This window comes from Streptomyces sp. NPDC058646 (genome assembly GCF_042716875.1).
Classification (GTDB): domain Bacteria; phylum Actinomycetota; class Actinomycetes; order Streptomycetales; family Streptomycetaceae; genus Streptomyces.
The window spans coordinates 1-13,525 of sequence record NZ_JBHXRK010000016.1 but is presented as its reverse complement, the minus strand read 5'-3'; the positions used below and the strand labels follow the sequence as shown (position 1 = coordinate 13,525).

Here is a 13,525-nt window from a genome sequence, read left to right as displayed (position 1 = left end):
CGCAGCTCAGGGCCTTTGATTTACGGAGAGTTACTGGCGGACGGGCCCGCCGCGGCCCGCTCCGGTAGAGCCGCCGCGCCGTCCTTCGTCACCCGCGTCGCACCGAAGTAGTCCGGGGTGTCGATCTTGTCGAAACGGATCACGGCGCCGGTGAACGGGGCGTTGATCATGTAGCCACCACCCACGTACAGGCCGACGTGCCGGATCTCCCGTGAATTCGTCAGATCGTCGGAGAAGAACACCAGGTCACCGGGGAGCAGTTCGTCGCGCGAAGGGTGCGGACCGGCGTTGTACTGGTCGTTGGCCACCCGCGGCAGTTCGATGCCCACCGTCTCGTACGCCGCCTTGGTCAGCCCCGAGCAGTCGAACCGCCCGTTCTGCTCCGGCGTCCCGTTGCCGCCCCACAGGTACGGCGTCCCGAGCTGCTTCTGCGCGAAGTAGATCGCCCCGGCGGCCTGCTGGGAGGGCGCGACCCGGCCGGCCGGCCGCGCGAAGCTCTTGGCCAGCGTCGTGATGGTCTTCACGTAGCCCTGGGTCTCCTTGTACGGGGGCACCCCGCCGTACTTGATGACCGCGTAGGCACCCGCGTTGTAGGCCGCTAGCATGTTCGCCGTCGCGTCCCCGGGCACGCTCGCCACGTCCTTGGACAGTTCGCAGTCGTACGAGGCCGCCGACGGGATGGCGTCGTTGGGGTCCCAGATGTCCCGGTCCCCGTCACCGTCCCCGTCGATGCCGTGGCCCGCCCACGTGCCCGGGATGAACTGCGCGATGCCGCGCGCGTCCGCCGGGCTGACCGCACTCGGGTTCCAGCCGCTCTCCGAGTACAGCTGCGCCGCGAGCAGCGCCGGGTTGATGGCCGGGCACAGGTTGCCCCACTTCTCCACCAGAGCCTGGTACTTCGCGGGTACGGCCCCCTTCACGAGGCCCACGGCGGGGCCGCCCGCCGCCGCTCCGCCCACGAGTCCCGCCGCGGCCGAGTACGTCCCCACGACGAGGAGCAGCAGGAAGCTCAGGAACACCCCGAACCCGATCCCGCCGACCTTCCAGATTCTGCGCACCCGTCAACCCTCCCCCATCCCCGTCGCTTTCCGCCGCGATTCGCCCGTGTCGCCTGTCCTACTAGCCCACTTGCTACGGTCATGCGGAAGCCCGCGCAGGCAATGCTCGCGTACTTCGTAGGATCATCTTCAACGTGGTAGAAGACCACCGTCCAGTCCCCCGGATCCTCGGCGAGGGGCACGGCGGGCCAGGTTCTGCCGCCCCCGCACGGAGCGAAGCCGTCGGGGTGGGTGAGCGTCACGTACTCCCCCGTCCCCGCGTGGGCGTGGACGTCCGCGGGCTTGCTGGTGCAGCCGACGCCCTTGTTTCCGGCGAGGAAGGCCCCGGGCGGAACCTCGCCGGGCCCCTGCACGGCCACGGCGGCGTAGTAGGGATCGGGCTTCTCCTCCCCGCCGCCGGACCCGCCGGGCATGCTCCGCATCCGGATGGTCACGGACCCGCTCTGCACCCCGTTCGTGCCGGACGCCGACACGGTGGTCTGCACCCCCGCACCCGGAGCCTGCTCCACGGGCGGCAGTTCGCACTGCCCGGCGCCCTGCGCGGCGAGCCCGGCGTCCGCGGACGGAGTCCAGCGGTAGCGGCAGGCACGGCCGCCCCCGATGTACTCGGCCGGCGGCTTCGCCACCTCCCCGCCACCGCCACCGTCCTCGCCGCCCGCCGACAGCAGTTGCCACGCCGCGAGGGCGAGCCCGAGGAGCACGGCCGTACCCACGGCGGCCCGGCCCCCGCGCCCTCTGCGCTCCCTGCGCTCCCCGTGCCCCGACGCCCCGCGGACGGCCGGCGCGCGTCGTACTCCCGCGTCCGCAGGAAGGTGTCCCCCGCCTCCGCTGCCTCGCCGCGCAGTCCTCGATCAGCGCCGCGAGCTCCGGCTCCACCCCGGCCACGTCCACCGGTTCGTGGACCGCCCGGTACCCGACCGTCGCCGCCGCGCCACCGCCGAAGGGCGGCCGCCCCGTGGCCGCGTAGGGTCGCGCTGAGCGCAAACACATCGGCCGCCGCGCCCGTCTCACCGCCCATCAGCACTTCGGGCGCCGTGTAGCCGGGCGTGCCCGGGACCTGCCCGTCCTGGGTGAGCTCGGTCGAACCGACCCCCCGCGCGATGCCGAAGTCGATCAGCTGCGGACCCTGCGCACCCAGGACGACGTTCTGCGGCTTGAGGTCCCGGTGGGTCACCCCGTACGCGTGCACGCCGGCCAGGGCCGTCCCCAGCAGCCGGCAGGTCCGCGCCGGCAGCGGCCCGTGCCCGCGCACCGCGTGGCCGAGGGTGGGGCCCGCAACGTACTCGGTGGCCGGCCAGTACGGCGCACCCTCCAGCGAGGCGTCGACCAGGTTCGCGGTCCAGGCGGAGCGCACGGCCGCCACCGTCCGGACCTCCCGCCGCAAGCGCGCCGGCGCGTCGGGGTGCGCGGTGACCTCCTCGCGCACGACCTTCACCGCGACCAGCCGCCCGCCGGGCGAACGGCCGAGGTACACCTGCCCCATGCCCATGGCCCCGAGCCGGGCCAGCAGGACGTGCGCACCGATGCGCGCGGGATCTCTACCGGTCAGCGGCTCCACCCCGCCGAGCCTGCCACACCCATCTCCCCTTCCCCAGAGGGCGGGTTGACGCTATCTGGGAGCGACGAAGAGACTCTGCGCGCTCCGCCCGATGGGGCCCTTCTCGTCGTGGAGCCGGGCGTCGACCAGCCCGATGCCCGCCGCGTCCACGCTCGTACGGGACTCCACGCAGGCCCACTCACCGACCGGATGGCGGTGCAGGTGGACGGTGAGGTCGCCGTTGACGAAGACGAACCGGCCGAAGTCCAGCACCGAGCTGATGCCGTTGCCGGAGTCCGCGGCGGTCAGCACCCGGTCCAGCGGGCGGACCTCCTCCCCGGCCACGAGCGGCACCCGCATCCGCATCCAGCAGGTGCCCGGGCCCAGCTCCGTGAAGGCGCCTTCGGTGAAACGGGCCTCCATGGCCGTGTGGTAGCCGGTCTCCCACGGCACCGGGAAGAACGGCGTCGCCCCGGCCTCCCCCGGCGGCGGCAGCTGCGGCCCCGGCGCCACGGCCGGCACCGCCTCCCCGGCCACCCGGATCCGCAGGGCCCGCGCCAGCATCACGGGAGCGTCCGCACCGGCCGGCGTGAGCGAGGCCTCGACCAGCTCGGTGCCGCGCCCGGCGCGCAGCACGCTCGTGGTGATCTCCAGCGCCCCGATCGGCACCGGCCGCAGGATCTCGTAGGTGATCCGCGCGATCCGCATGTCAGCGCGCCCACCGGGCCGCTCCTCCACGGCCCGGCCCAGCAGCGCGGCGGGCGGACCCGCGTGCTGCGCGCCCTCGTCCCAGGGCCCGCGCGTGTACGCGGTGGCCCGGAACCGCCCGGTGTCGATCCGCTCGTAGAACCCCTCGGGAGCACCCATGCCGCGCACGCTACCGACAGGTAACCAGCTCCACCAGACCCGCCGGAGGCCTCAGCGGGCGAACCCCAGCCCCACCCCCAGCCCCACCAGCACCGAGCCGATGGCCCGGTTCAGCGTCTTCTGCGCCTTCAGCATCCGCTCCCGCAGCCGGGACACGGAGAAGAACAGGGCCACCGCCCCGAACCAGCCCAGGTGGGCGGCCGACATGAACAGCCCGTACCCGGCCTGCTGCCACACCGGGGTCCCCGGGTTCACGACCTGCGTGAAGGTCGACACCACGAACAGCGTCGTCTTCGGGTTCAGCACATTGGTCAGGAACCCCGACCGCATCGCCCCGAGCCGGGTCAGCTGCCTCCCGGACTCCAGGTCCACGGTCACCTCCGCCCGCGCCCGGAAGGTCCGGATCCCGATCCACACCAGGTACGCCGCACCCGCCAGCTTGATCACCGTGAACAGCGTGGTGGACGACGCGATCAGCAGACCGACCCCGAGCATCGTGTAGGAGACGTGGACCAGGACCCCGGCCGCGACCCCGGCGGCGGCGAACAGGCCCGTGGACCGCCCGTAGAGGTAGCTGTTGCGGACCACCATGGCGAAATCGGCGCCGGGACTGATCACGGCGAGGAGCGTAATAACAGCAACTGCGATCACTTCTGTCATGCAGCGATGCTCACCGCCCGCCCGCTCCTCGATCAACCCCGAATCGAGCCCGGATCAAGCACGGACCGAACCGGGATCCGCCCGGAACCACCCCGTCCGCACCCCTGACCGGCATCCGGCGCGACCCCGGGGAGGAGGCGCGGGCCTCCGGCGGCACGCACTCCACCCACCGGGGACAATGGGGACGTGTCCCTTCCTGTCCTGCAAGCCGACTGCGCCCACTGCTTCGCCCTCTGCTGCGTCGCCCTGCCCTTCGCCAAGTCCAGCGACTTCGCGGTGAACAAGCCCGCCGGAACCCCCTGCGCGAACCTCCGGGAGGACTTCCGCTGCGGCATCCACACCCGGCTGCGCGACAAGGGCTTCCAGGGCTGCACGGTCTTCGACTGCTTCGGCGCCGGCCAGCAGGTCTCCCAGGTCACCTTCGGCGGCCGCGACTGGCGCACCCACACCGGCACGGCCCGGCAGATGTTCGAGGTCTTCCCGGTGATGCGGCAGCTCCACGAGCTGCTCTTCTACACGGCCGAAGCCCTGACCCTCCGGGACGCCGCCCCGGTCCACGCGGAGCTGCGCCGCGTCCTGGCGGAGACCGAGGAGTGGACCCGCGCCGACGCGGAGGCCCTCGCGGACCTGGACGTCGGCGCGCTCCGCCTGCGGATCAACACCCTGCTCCTGAAGACGAGCGAACTCGTACGGGCGAAGGTGCCGGGCCGCAAGAAGAACCACCGCGGCGCGGACCTGATGGGAGCCCGCCTCACGGGTGCGAACCTGCGCGGCGCGAATCTCCGCGGCGCCTACCTCATCGCCGCCGACCTCAGCCGGGCCGACCTCCGCACGGCCGACCTGATCGGCGCGGACCTCCGCGACGCCGACCTCCGCGGCGCGGACCTCCGCGACGCCGTCTTCCTCACCCAGGCCCAACTCAACGCCGCCCAAGGCGACCCCACCACCCAGCTCCCCTCCGCCCTCACCCACCCCTCCCACTGGACCTGACCCACCCCGCGGAGCCCCTGAATCCAGCCCCGCCGGCGTCTGAGGCGCGGGGTCCGGGGCGGAACCCCGGCAACGGCGCCGCACGGACGCCCCGTCCGGCGACCTCGGCCGACACGCATCGGGGCGCGCACCGGCCCCCGGGCGTCAGCCACACGCCGGACCCCCCTGCCCCCACCCCGCACGCCAATAAACCGACTGACGGAATATCAGACATATATCGGCAAGTCGGTCCAACATCACACGAACTCCCCGCACCGAACGGCGGCCCACACCTCCACCCCCCGTACGCCGAGACGACAATCATTGCCCGGCGTCACACCTCGTGATACACAGAGTGACCATACGTTCTTCCGCATACACACCGCCCCCGCCCAGGTCAGGGCCCGAAGGCGGGATACGAGCCGGGAGATCGGGTAAAGAGAGCCGTCAAGTCGACGACGGCGGCAGTTTCATCAGCGAAGATAGTGAGTGACCCCTGCCAGCGGGCACGGGCTACCGGAACTACCCATACAGGGGCGGTGAGTTACATGATCCTGGCAGCCGAAAAGGGCGACATTACCACCATCATCGGCGGAATCGCCCCGAACTGGGGGCCGTTCGGCAGCCTCGGCAACGAGGCGAAGATCATGATCGAGGTGGTCATGGCCGTGGCGATCCTGCTCTGCCTCGGCATCGCCATCTGGGGCGCGGCCAAGCAGCGCATCGGCGCGACCGCCCTCCGCGACACCTTCAGCGCGGAACAGGGCAAGGGCCTGATCGTGGCCGGGCTGACCGGCGTCTTCATCATCGGCTCCCTCGGAACCCTCTTCACGATCGTCTACGGAATGGCCGTCTAGCCGGGCCGCCGCGGCGGTACCTGATGAGGACTCACCACACCGCGCCTGAGCGGGAACCAGCGCTACCGTCGGACGACGCGGAGGGGGCGGACACGCAATGAGCAACGACGATCAGTACGGCGGCGGCAGCCACGGCGAGGTCGGCGGCACGGGCCAGACCCGTACCCGCCTCCCGGACCCCCCCGCCGACCCGTACGGCCCCACGCGCCGCACCCCCCGCGCCTCCCGCGGCCTCGTCACGGTCGTCGGCGTGGTGGTCCTCCTGATCGCCGCCATCGCGTTCGCGAACCAGGGCCCGGACACCCCCGGAACCCCTCCCTCGGACAAACCCCCGACAGCCGCCGCCACCGCAGCCACGGGCACCACCCCGGTCACGGGCAAGGCCGCGGGCATCCCCAAGGGCTTCGCCCACGACGAACAGGGCGCCCAGTCGGCAGCCGCCAACTACGCGGTGGCCCTGGGCTCCGACGGCATGTTCAAAAAGAACACCCGCCATACCCTCGTCGACGGGATCTACGCACCGGAGGTGGCCTCTCGTATGAAGGGACCTCAGGACACCGCATACTCGACGGAGTTCCTCGCCAAACTCGGCCTTGACGCCAACGGCAACCCGCCGCAAGGCAGCACCTTCGTCACCCGCACCATCCCGGTCGGTACCCGGGTCGACAGCTACACGCCCGCGACCGCGAAGGTCGCCGTCTGGTCCACAGGGCTGATCGGCATGTCCGGTGACAAGTCCACCGACCCGGTGCGCACCACTTGGAAGACCTGGATCTTCGAACTGGTCTGGTCCGGAGAGGACTGGAAGATCAGCGCCGAAACCCAGCAGGACGGCCCCGCTCCGGTACCCGGCGACGCCGCCGTGTCGTCCGCGGACGACATCAGCAAGGCCACCAAGGAGTTCGGAGGGTTCACCTATGCCCGCTAGCCTCCGCCGCCAGGCGGGCGTCCTGGCCTCCGCGCACGTGGCCATCGTAGGACTGGCATCCGCCGCCCACGCCGCTCCCACACCCAGCCCGACGCCGACCCCATCCCCCTCGACACCGGCCGCCAACAAGGACTGCGACCTCCTGATCGGCTCGGCCAAGGACTACTGCCTTAAGGGCGACGGCGCAGCTACCGGCGGATCCACCAGTCCCGGGCTCAACTCCAACAACCCCGCCGACGCCCTCAACCCCCTGGCCTCCCTGGCCAAAGGCTGCGCCGACGCCGCATCCTGGATCGTCGGCAAACTCAGCGAAGCGGTCAAGAGCACGGCCGAGGTCGACTTCACCAACGCCACCTTCCTCAAGCAGTACGCCGTCGTCTTCGCCGCCTCCACCATCCTCACGCTCGTCATCTGGCTCTTCGCCGTCGCCAAGCGAGCCGTCCGCGGCGTCCCCCTGACCACGGCCCTCTCCGAAGCCATCGGCTTCCTCTGGCTCACGGTCCTCGCCTCCGCCTTCACCCCGCTCATCCTCTACACCGTCGTCTCCGCCACCGACGGCGTCACCGAAGTCATCGCCGCCGCCACCGGCGGCCAGACCGACGTCTTCTTCGGCTCCTTCTCCGAAGCCCTCAAGAAGGGCGACGACATCGGCGGCGGCCCGATCATGCTGATCGTCGTCTCCCTCGTCACCGTCCTCGCCGCCGGCATCCTCTACCTGGAACTCTTCATCCGGGCCGCCCTCCTCTACGTCGGCGCCCTCCTCGGCGTCGTCGTCTACGCGGGCCTCGTCGACCGGAACCTCTGGGGCCACGTCCGCCGCTGGGCCGGCATCATGATCGCCGTCATCCTCGTCAAGCCGGTCATCGTCATCGTCCTCGGCCTCGCCGGCGCCCTCGCGGGCGAAGAAGGCCCCAACGCCTTCTCCGCCGTCGTCACCGGCCTCGCCATCATCCTCCTGGCGATCTTCGCCTCCGCGATGATCTACCGCTTCGTCCCCGGCTTCGGCGACGAGATCGCCTCCGCCCGCTCCCACCGCAGCAAGGCCACCGACGGCGCCCAGGCAGCAGCCGTCATCAGCTCCCCGGCCTCCCTCGTCTCGCAGGGCATCAAGACGCACAGCAGCCGCGGCGCCCACCGCGGCGGCGGCGACGGCGGCGGCAACACGCCCCGCCCCGCCAATCCGATCTCCGGAGGCGTGGCCGCCCACAGCAGCCGCCCGGCCTCCGGCGGCGGGTCCGGCGGCGGATCCGTCCCCTCCGCCGCACCCCCGCCCCGCACGAGTTCGAGCACGAGGAACACAGGAGGTGACGGGCGTTGACGACCCAGTCCCACCAGCTGCACCCGGTCGCGCCCCGCCGCACGTATCTCATCGGCCGCGCCCGGCCGAACGCGATCGTCGGCAAGAACCGCGAGACCGGCGAGATCGCCCTGATCATCGCGGGAGCGTTCCTCGGCATGATGAGCGGACTGCTCGTCCCCGACCTCACCCTGCGCATCGTCAGCCTCGCCGGCCTCCCCATGCTCGCGCTCGCCGCCGTGTACGTCCCCTACAAGGGCCGCACCTTCTACCGCTGGTTCGAGATCAACCGCAGCTACAAGCGCACCCTGCGGCGCGGTACGACGTACCGCTCGGGCGCCATGGAAGCAGGCGTCCGCGGCGCCGACGGCCGCGAGGTCGAAGTCGGCCCGCCCCCCGGCATCGGCCGCATCAACTGGCTCGCCGCCCCCTTCGGCCCGGACGAGATCGCCGTGCTCCTGCACGCCGACCGCCGCACCGTCACCGCGGCCATCGAGATCGAGGGCCCCGGCGTCGGCCTGCGCGACAGCGAGGACCAGGAAGCCCTCGTCGACCGCTTCGGCACCCTCCTCAAGCACGTGGCCAACGGCGACGGCTTCGTCACCCGCCTCCAGATGCTCGCCCGCACCCTGCCCGCCGACCCGGACGCACACGCCAAGGACGTCGCCCAGCGCGGCGACACCCAGGCCCCCGGCTGGCTGCGCGACTCCTACGACCAGCTCCAGTCGATGGTGTCCACCTCCTCCGAGCAGCACCGCGCCTACCTCGTCGCCTGCATGCACTACACCCGCGACCTGGCCGCCGAGGCCGTCACCATCGCCCGCGCCTCCACCCCCCACAAGGGCCGCAAGCTCGACCGCGACGCGGGCCTCGCCATCGTCATGGCCCGCGAGCTCACCGACATCTGCGCCCGCCTCGCCGAAGCCGACATCCGCGTCCGCCAGCCGCTGGGCCAGGGCCGCCTCTCCTCGCTCGTGCACTCCATGTACGACCCGGACCACCCCATCGACCACATCCAGGCCATGACCAAGCGCAACGCCTGGCCCGCCGAACTCGACGCGGTGGAACCCACCTACCTCCAGGCCAAGACCCGCGAATCCTCCACCCGCGCCCCCTGGTGCCACGCCACGGCCTGGGTGAAGGAGTGGCCGATGACCCCGGTCGGCGTCAACTTCCTCGCCCCGCTCCTCGTCCACACCCCCGACGTGATCCGCACCGTCGCCGTCACCATGGACCTGGAGCCCACCGAGGTGGCCATCGAGCGCATGCTCACCGAGAAGACCAACGACGAGGCCGACGCCAGCCGCGCCGCCAAGATGAACCGCACCGTCGACCCCCGCGACATCGCCGCACACGGCAGACTCGACCAGAGGGGTGAAGATCTCGCCAGCGGCGCTGCGGGAGTCAACCTGGTCGGGTACATCACGGTGTCCTCGCGTTCGCCGGAGGCCCTCGCCCGCGACAAGCGGACGATCCGCGCCTCCGCCGGCAAGTCCTACCTGAAGCTGGAATGGTGCGACCGCGAGCACCACCGCGCCTTCGTCAACACCTTGCCGTTCGCCACCGGCATCCGACGCTAGCTGGAGGGAAGTGCCGCCCATGCGAGATCCCATGTCCGCCCTGACGGACGCCTTCACCAGCTTCCTCTTCGGCAAAGTCGAAACCACGCGCCTGCCCGTCCGCACCTCCACCGGGCAGGCGCAAGCCGTCTACCTGCCCACCGCCGCCCCCGGACTCGGCGACTCCGGCGTCATCATCGGCCGCGAGGTCTACAGCGGCAAGGGCTACATCTACGACCCCTTCCAGCTGTACGGACAGCAGCTCCCGGCCCCCCACTGGCTGGTCCTCGGCGAATCCGGCAACGGCAAGTCCGCCCTGGAGAAGACGTACGTCCTGCGCCAGCTCCGCTTCAAGGACCGCCAGGTCGTCGTCCTCGACGCCCAGGGCGAGGACGGCGTCGGCGAGTGGAACCTGATCGCCCAGGAGCTGGGGATAACCCCCATCCGCCTGGACCCCATCGCCGCCAACAACGACGGGATCCGCCTCAACCCCCTCGACCCGTCGATCACCACGACCGGGCAGCTCGCGCTGCTCCGCACCATCATCGAAGTCGCCATGGGCCACGGCCTCGACGAGCGCGCCGGCTTCGCCCTGAAGGTCGCCCACGCCTACGTCGTCGACGCCATCCAGGACCGCCAGCCCGTCCTCACCGACATCGTGGAACAGCTGCGCCACCCCGAAGCCGAATCGGCGCTCGCCATGAACGTCGACATAGACGATGTCCGGGCCTGGGGCCTCGACGTAGCCCTGGTCCTCGACCGCCTCGTCGACGGCGACCTCCGCGGGATGTTCGACGGCCCGACCACCGTCGGCATCGACCTCGACGCCCCCCTGATCGTCTTCGACCTCTCCCACATCGACCGCAACTCCATCGCGATGCCGATCCTCATGGCGATCGTCGGCGTCTGGCTGGAGCACACCTGGATCCGCCCCGACCGCAAGAAGCGCATCTTCCTCGTGGAAGAGGCCTGGCACATCATCAACAGCCCCTTCGTGGCCCAGCTGTTCCAGCGCCTCCTGAAGTTCGGCCGACGCCTCGGCCTGTCCTTCGTCGCCGTCGTGCACCACCTCTCCGACGTCGTCGACGGCGCCGCCGCACGGGAAGCCGCGGCCATCCTCAAGATGGCCTCCACCCGCACCATCTACGCCCAGAAGGCCGACGAGGCACGCGCCACCGGACGCGTACTCGGCCTCCCGCGCTGGGCCGTCGAGATCATCCCGACCCTCACCCCCGGCATCGCCGTCTGGGACGTCAACGGCAACGTCCAGGTGGTCAAACACCTGATCACCGAAGCCGAACGCCCCCTGGTCTTCACCGACCGCGCCATGACCGAGTCCTCCACCCCTGACCGCCTCCCCGACGACCTGCTGGCCGCCGAACTCGAAGCGGAGGAGCGCGCCTTGTCCATCGAACGCCGCCGCGCCGGCAACGGCCCCGGTTCCGCCACCACGGTGGCCTGACCATGCACGAGGCACGACGTACGGAGACCCCCGCGCGCGGCGGGATCCCGGACGGCCTGCTGGTCGGCCTCCTGGCCTTCCTGCTGGGCCTCGCCCTCCTGGTCTGGTCGGCCACGGGCCTCGCCGCCTGGTTCGTCCAGGGCGCCTGGCCCGACACCGTCACCTTCACCCGCACCCCGGAGGCGGTCCGCGCCCTGATAGCGCAACCCCACGACCTCGCGGGAGCCTGGCCCGACACCGACCCCGCAGCCCTCTCGGGATGGGGCCTGTTCTGGGGCCTGTTCATCGGACAGCTGCTGGCGATGTTCGTCCTGGCGGTCTTCGCCATCGGCATCATCGCCCGCACCAAGTCCCGCCGCGCCCGCGCCAGACAGGCCGCGGGAGCCCCCGCCGACCAGGACCCCCCGCACCCGGCGCCCGTCCCGGCCCCCGCGCGGGAACCGGAACCCGCAGCCGCCGCAGCCCACCAGCCGGCCCACGCACCGGCCCAGGCACCGGCACAGCCCCGCGACCACGCCCCGGCCCCGGCTGCGGCTGCGGTCCACCCCCCGGCACCGGCCCCGGTGGACGACGCCTACCGCTACGGATTCGGCTACGCCCCCCGCACCGCGACCGCCACCCCCGGCCCCCTCACGGCCCCGCAGCCCCGCATCGCGTACGGCGGCCCGGACGACCGGTTCCGCGCGGCAGCACAGCGCATCCGCGAGGCCGAAGGGGCCACCCTGATCATCACCTCGTCGCCCACCCTCTGGGCCGAGACCAAGGACGCCCGGGCCAAGCTCGGCCCTGTCCTCCTCTACGACCCCTCCCACCTGTGCGACACCCCGGCCCGGATGCATTGGAACCCCGCCGAGGGCTGCGCCGACCGGGACACCGCCGCCGCCCGCGCGATCGCCCTGCTGGCCCCCGTACGGCCCCAGGCACGGATGGACGCGGCCGTCGCCGACACCGCGGAAACGCTCCTTCGGAGCTGGCTCCAGGCCGCAGCCCTGGAGGACCGCCCCTTCAAGCAGCTCCACCGCTGGACCCAGGGCAACAGCGCCCAGGACCCGGTCCGCGTCCTGCGCACCCACCCCCAGGCCGCCCCGGGCGCCGCCGGAGAGCTGGAGAGCGCCCTCACCGCCCACCCCGAACGCCGGGAGCTGGCCCAGAACCTGACGACCCGGGCCCTCTCCTGCCTCACGTCCATCCACATCCGTGAGGCCTGCAATCCGAACCGGACGGATTCGCTCACCCTGGCTTCGTTCCTGGGTGAAGGGGGCAGCCTTTACGTGGTGGGCGAACCGCTGGAAGATCCCCGTACCCACCCGGGTGCGATGCCCCTGCTGACCGCACTCGCCTCGCACGTGGTCGAGCACGGCCGCCGCATGGCCGCACGGTCATCCCACGGCTGGCTCGACCCACCACTCTCGCTCGTCCTGGACGACGTCGCAGCCGTCGCCCCGATCCCCCAGCTCCCGGAGCTGCTGACCGACGACACGCTTCCCCTGCTGGCCCTGTGCCGCAGCCGCGAACAGGCCCGCACCCGCTGGCCGGGGGCAGAGCTCCCCTAGGCCCTGTGGTCCCAGTACCTAGACCGCGGCCGGCCGGGGAAGCACGTACTCGAGTTCCTTGGCCGAGGGATCCGTCGGCACGGGCACGACCAGCCCCGTCGCCGTGAACCCGAACCGCCGGTAGAAGGCCCCGGCCCGCGCGTTCTGCTCGTGCACGAAGAGCCGTACGCGGTCCAGCGCCGGTCCTTCCAGCGACCAGGCCCACTCCAGCGCAGCCTCGAACAGCGCCTCCGTCAGCCCGGTACCCCGCTGCTCCGCCCGGACGAACACCCCCACCAGGTGCCCTTGGTGCACCTCGATGGCCTCGTCGAAGATCCCGGTGTCCCCGGCCTCCTCGACCAGCACCACGATGTTCCCGTTCCAGGTGCCGTCGGGCGCTTCGGCGATGAACTGCCGAACCGACCGCCCCTGCGCCGCCCCCTGGGTCCTTTCCTGCCAGAAGGCGTCGGGCCGGCCCTCGGCAGCCTCCTGCGTCTCCAGGAAGGCGACCGGCGCCGCCGGATCCCGCAGCGCGGCAAGGCGAAGCTCCTTGACCTTCTCCCACTCGTCGGCTCGTACAGGGCGTATCACGTGCTGGTTCATGGCTCGAGATACTAGCGACGCCCACTGGTCCACGCTGGGGCATTTCACACGCATCCCCCGACGTGCACAGCCCCTCCACCAGGCGGCCACGCATTTCACTTCCGTCCCGGAACGCAGAAAAGCCCCGCACCGAACCCTGAAAAGGGCTGGTGCGGGGCTTCCGCAATGATTGTTCGGCGGCGTCCTACTCTCCCAC

General features: G+C 71.5%; 12 protein-coding genes and 1 pseudogene. 7 read left to right on the top strand and 6 right to left on the bottom strand.

Features of this window, described 5'->3' with window-relative positions; translation table 11 throughout:
* Positions 1 to 20 precede the first annotated feature (20 nt).
* The 5 genes and pseudogenes from ACFWUZ_RS20160 to ACFWUZ_RS20140 all read right to left on the bottom strand — a co-directional run bounded on the left by ACFWUZ_RS20160 (position 21) and on the right by ACFWUZ_RS20140 (position 4,122).
* A complete protein-coding gene (locus tag ACFWUZ_RS20160) occupies positions 21 to 1,058 on the bottom strand; it encodes an NlpC/P60 family protein (protein WP_384374313.1) in 1,038 nt (345 codons plus the stop codon).
* Positions 1,010 to 1,771, bottom strand: coding sequence for a hypothetical protein (locus ACFWUZ_RS20155; protein WP_384374831.1), 762 nt, complete (start codon positions 1,769 to 1,771; stop codon positions 1,010 to 1,012). The genes ACFWUZ_RS20160 and ACFWUZ_RS20155 overlap by 49 nt, the downstream gene beginning before the upstream one ends.
* A 314-nt stretch (positions 1,772 to 2,085) precedes the next feature.
* Positions 2,086 to 2,541 (bottom strand): annotated as a pseudogene (locus ACFWUZ_RS20150) (serine/threonine-protein kinase); the annotation flags it as partial.
* A gap of 126 nt (positions 2,542 to 2,667) precedes the next feature.
* On the bottom strand, positions 2,668 to 3,462 hold the full coding sequence (locus ACFWUZ_RS20145; protein WP_384374310.1) for a thioesterase family protein: 795 nt from the start codon (positions 3,460 to 3,462) through the stop codon (positions 2,668 to 2,670).
* A 51-nt stretch (positions 3,463 to 3,513) separates the two neighbouring features.
* Positions 3,514 to 4,122 (bottom strand): LysE family translocator, encoded by a 609-nt coding sequence (locus tag ACFWUZ_RS20140; protein WP_384374307.1) that lies wholly within the window; start codon positions 4,120 to 4,122, stop codon positions 3,514 to 3,516.
* A gap of 186 nt (positions 4,123 to 4,308) precedes the next feature.
* On the opposite strand from ACFWUZ_RS20140, the gene ACFWUZ_RS20135 reads away from it, so the two are divergent.
* From ACFWUZ_RS20135 to ACFWUZ_RS20105, 7 genes are all read left to right on the top strand, one after another.
* Positions 4,309 to 5,112 carry a pentapeptide repeat-containing protein gene (locus tag ACFWUZ_RS20135; RefSeq protein ID WP_384374303.1) on the top strand — a complete coding sequence of 268 codons (804 nt, stop codon included), beginning with the start codon at positions 4,309 to 4,311 and terminating at the stop codon, positions 5,110 to 5,112.
* 527 nt (positions 5,113 to 5,639) lie between these two features.
* Entirely contained in the window at positions 5,640 to 5,948 is a 309-nt protein-coding gene (locus ACFWUZ_RS20130; protein ID WP_031145169.1) for a hypothetical protein, read from the top strand.
* Between the two features lie 97 nt (positions 5,949 to 6,045).
* Positions 6,046 to 6,876 (top strand): hypothetical protein, encoded by an 831-nt coding sequence (locus tag ACFWUZ_RS20125; protein ID WP_384374300.1) that lies wholly within the window; start codon positions 6,046 to 6,048, stop codon positions 6,874 to 6,876.
* A complete protein-coding gene (locus ACFWUZ_RS20120; protein WP_384374297.1) occupies positions 6,866 to 8,194 on the top strand; it encodes a hypothetical protein in 1,329 nt (442 codons plus the stop codon). The genes ACFWUZ_RS20125 and ACFWUZ_RS20120 overlap by 11 nt, the downstream gene beginning before the upstream one ends.
* A complete protein-coding gene (locus tag ACFWUZ_RS20115; protein ID WP_384374294.1) occupies positions 8,191 to 9,753 on the top strand; it encodes an SCO6880 family protein in 1,563 nt (520 codons plus the stop codon). The genes ACFWUZ_RS20120 and ACFWUZ_RS20115 overlap by 4 nt, the downstream gene beginning before the upstream one ends.
* A gap of 19 nt (positions 9,754 to 9,772) precedes the next feature.
* Entirely contained in the window at positions 9,773 to 11,194 is a 1,422-nt protein-coding gene (locus tag ACFWUZ_RS20110) for an ATP-binding protein (RefSeq protein WP_384374291.1), read from the top strand.
* A gap of 2 nt (positions 11,195 to 11,196) precedes the next feature.
* Entirely contained in the window at positions 11,197 to 12,747 is a 1,551-nt protein-coding gene (locus tag ACFWUZ_RS20105; protein ID WP_384374288.1) for a type VI secretion protein, read from the top strand.
* Between the two features lie 18 nt (positions 12,748 to 12,765).
* On the opposite strand, the gene ACFWUZ_RS20100 is transcribed toward ACFWUZ_RS20105, so the two are convergent.
* Complete coding sequence (locus tag ACFWUZ_RS20100; protein WP_384374285.1) at positions 12,766 to 13,329, bottom strand: GNAT family N-acetyltransferase; 564 nt, start codon at positions 13,327 to 13,329, stop codon at positions 12,766 to 12,768.
* Positions 13,330 to 13,525: the final 196 nt, after the last annotated feature.

Coding starts and splice junctions, on each gene's coding strand:
- ACFWUZ_RS20120 (WP_384374297.1), top strand. CDS start 6,866: ATGCCCGCTAGCCTCCGCCGCCAGGCGGGCGTCCTGGCCTCCGCGCAC.
- ACFWUZ_RS20125 (WP_384374300.1), top strand. CDS start 6,046: ATGAGCAACGACGATCAGTACGGCGGCGGCAGCCACGGCGAGGTCGGC.
- ACFWUZ_RS20145 (WP_384374310.1), bottom strand. CDS start 3,462: ATGGGTGCTCCCGAGGGGTTCTACGAGCGGATCGACACCGGGCGGTTC.
- ACFWUZ_RS20110 (WP_384374291.1), top strand. CDS start 9,773: ATGCGAGATCCCATGTCCGCCCTGACGGACGCCTTCACCAGCTTCCTC.
- ACFWUZ_RS20130 (WP_031145169.1), top strand. CDS start 5,640: ATGATCCTGGCAGCCGAAAAGGGCGACATTACCACCATCATCGGCGGA.
- ACFWUZ_RS20100 (WP_384374285.1), bottom strand. CDS start 13,329: ATGAACCAGCACGTGATACGCCCTGTACGAGCCGACGAGTGGGAGAAG.
- ACFWUZ_RS20140 (WP_384374307.1), bottom strand. CDS start 4,122: ATGACAGAAGTGATCGCAGTTGCTGTTATTACGCTCCTCGCCGTGATC.
- ACFWUZ_RS20105 (WP_384374288.1), top strand. CDS start 11,197: ATGCACGAGGCACGACGTACGGAGACCCCCGCGCGCGGCGGGATCCCG.